Here is a 2,553-nt window from a genome sequence, read left to right as displayed (position 1 = left end):
GGCTGCATTCCACCTTGGGTTATGTCTGTCCCTGGGCTAAGCTGGTTGAGACGGCAAAGGCTCGCAACGCCGCTTGAAGGATTTCCTGGAGCATTACCGCTGCTCCGTTTAAGGTTTCCCTATCGGGTAGCGACCCAGCGCTTCAGTGCAGCTCGGCCAACACGCCCGTTCTCAAGTTCAGTGGCACGCCACCCAAGGGCACCAAGAGCTATGCCATCATCTTCTGGGATCAAATGCCCAGCAGTCTCAGCGGCAGGTGGCTGGTCTTTGATCTACCGCGGGGAACCACTTCGCTCGCGGCTGTCTCTGCTGGAAACCTCAAGCTTGCAGGCGGACAAGCGGCCACCAACGAAGCCAAACGGGCTGGATACAGCGCGATTTGCTCCAAAGGCCACCATGATATCTACATTGATTACTACGCGCTGAATGTCGCCTCGCTCAACTTGCCCGCCGGTACGCCGCTACAAACGCTGCACTCAGCCATTAAACGCCATAAACTTCAAGAAGCCAAAGCCCACCTGACTTAGCCAGTCAATTGAAGTCCCTGCGGCCAGCAGCAGCCTTGTTCAGCTTAACGCTGCTGGGCTCCTCTTCGGCACTCAACCTTTACGCCCACACTGCTGCAGGAATGCTTAGCCCTGCCGTAAAAGGCATTCCTGGCATTCCTGCCCGCGTCTACGTCCCCAACGGCTTAGACAGCAGCGTCAGCGTGATTGACCCCAAGACCTTCAAAGTCCTTTCTACCTTTCGAGTAGACCCTGAGCCGCAGCATGTGGTGGCTTCACACGATCTCAAAACCCTATATGTGGCCAGCGACAAAGGCAGGCAGTCTCTGACGCCAATTGATCCGCGCACTGGTAAGCCCAGTCAGCCAATTCCCACCCCTGACCCCTACAATCTGTATTTTACCCCCGACGGCAAGTACGCAATGGTAGTTGCCGAGAATCAGGCCCGCTTGAACTTCTTGGCGGTCAAAACGATGACGACGGCATTTTCCATCGCGGTGCCGTGTCGGGGCCTCAACCACATGGACTTCAGTCCGGATAGAAAGCAGGTATTGGCTGCCTGCGAGTTCAGCGGCGACCTGCTCAAAATTGATCTGCCTTCCCGAACAGTCACGGGTAAGCTGAACGTCGGCGGAATGCCGCAGGACGTGCGAATCGCGCCGGACGGCAAGGTGTATTACGTGGCCGACATGATGGCAAATGGTTTGCACGTTATTGACGGTTCTGGCCCTGTTCCCAGGAAAATGGGCTTCATTGCCACGGGCAAAGGCGCACACGGCTTGTATCCCAGCCGCGACGCCACCCGCCTGTTTATTTCTAACCGCGATGAAGGCAGCGTCAGCGTGCTGAACTTTGCCGCCCGCAAGCTCGTTGCCAAGTACAACAAGATTATATTTTTGAGAAATGGGAAGACCAAGCCGCCAGATTATGATCAGTGCCGAAGACGCAGCCCAACTCCAAGCGCTGGAACTTGGAGCCGGGGTTCATCCAAAAGTACGCCTGCGGGCGAGTCTGCTGCGCCTCCACCGAGAGGGTTGGACTGCCTCTCGGCTCGCCATCCATTTCGCCCGGACTGAGCAGAGCATCCACAACGCCCTGACTCGCTTTGAACAGCACGGTGTGCAGGGCATCGCCGATGCCCTGCGGTCAGGTCGGCCAGTCAAGGTCCTTCCTGTCCACGAAGCGGTGTTGATGGGCAAACTCGATGAAGACCGTCTCTGGACTGCTGCTCAATGGATTGAGGTGCTGGGGGAGGCGTTCAAGCTCCAGATCACCCCGCAGACGGTTCGTCAGCACCTGTCCGCACTGGGTTACAGCTGGAGACGGGCACGGTATGCGCCGGGTAAGCCGCTTGACCCTCAAGTGGAACAACAGCATCGGGCGTCTCTGGACACCTTAAAAAGAGGGCACTGGACGGCAAATTAAGCTTGAAATATCTGGATCAGTCAGGGTTCTCACTGATGTTGTCGGTTGCCTCGACGTGGTTTAAACGGGGTTCCGGTCAGCAGTTTCGAATCCCGACCCGATGGGGATCACAAGGCCGTCTCAATCTCATCGGAACCTACTCGTTCCAGGGTGAACTTCCGCAGCTGGAGGTTCGTGCCCTGACGGGCAGTTGCACGCAAGCCCAGGTGATGGCGTATCTGGATACGCTGGCAGAGCAGTGTGAGCCGGAACGGCTCACAGTCATCGTGCTGGATAACACCGCGTTTCATCGGGGCAAGGCCGTTCAGGAGAAACGGGTCGAATGGGAGGCGCAAGGTCTGTACCTCCGGTACTTGCCCCCCTATGCTCCCTTCCTGAATCTGATTGAAGGGGTGTGGAAGCAGATCAAAGGCTTTTTGATGCCCCGCCTCTCGTACAACAGCTTAGCTGAGCTGGAGGCCGCTTTACGAGTGGCTCTCAATGCCATCAGTGCGAGGTTCATCTAAAGACTTATCTTGCTGTACTTAAGCTCGACTTTGGCCATTGGATACTGTCAGGCGGCGTAGCAAAGTGCGTCTGCGAGGCGCTCAATAAAGTCCAGTGGGACTTGAATCATTTCACG

General features: G+C 56.6%; 4 protein-coding genes. All 4 read left to right on the top strand.

Annotated elements, in window-relative coordinates; translation table 11 throughout:
• Nucleotides 1–80: 80 nt before the first annotated feature.
• The 4 genes from FNU79_RS18775 to FNU79_RS18765 all read left to right on the top strand — a co-directional run bounded on the left by FNU79_RS18775 (nt 81) and on the right by FNU79_RS18765 (nt 2,437).
• On the top strand, nt 81–527 hold the full coding sequence (locus tag FNU79_RS18775) for a hypothetical protein (protein ID WP_143722315.1): 447 nt from the start codon (nt 81–83) through the stop codon (nt 525–527).
• Between the two features lie 101 nt (nt 528–628).
• Nucleotides 629–1,582: a YncE family protein gene (locus tag FNU79_RS19600; RefSeq protein WP_225430206.1), complete on the top strand. Its 954-nt coding sequence runs from the start codon at nt 629–631 to the stop codon at nt 1,580–1,582.
• Nucleotides 1,470–1,931, top strand: coding sequence for a winged helix-turn-helix domain-containing protein (locus tag FNU79_RS18770; RefSeq protein WP_225430208.1), 462 nt, complete (start codon nt 1,470–1,472; stop codon nt 1,929–1,931). The genes FNU79_RS19600 and FNU79_RS18770 overlap by 113 nt, the downstream gene beginning before the upstream one ends.
• Nucleotides 1,932–1,933: 2 nt before the next feature.
• Entirely contained in the window at nt 1,934–2,437 is a 504-nt protein-coding gene (locus FNU79_RS18765; RefSeq protein ID WP_143722313.1) for a transposase, read from the top strand.
• Nucleotides 2,438–2,553: the final 116 nt, after the last annotated feature.

Origin of the sequence: Deinococcus detaillensis, assembly GCF_007280555.1 — a bacterium.
Lineage (GTDB): Bacteria > Deinococcota > Deinococci > Deinococcales > Deinococcaceae > Deinococcus > Deinococcus detaillensis.
The sequence above is the reverse complement of the archived record's forward strand: the minus strand, read 5'-3'. Positions and strand labels throughout refer to the sequence as shown.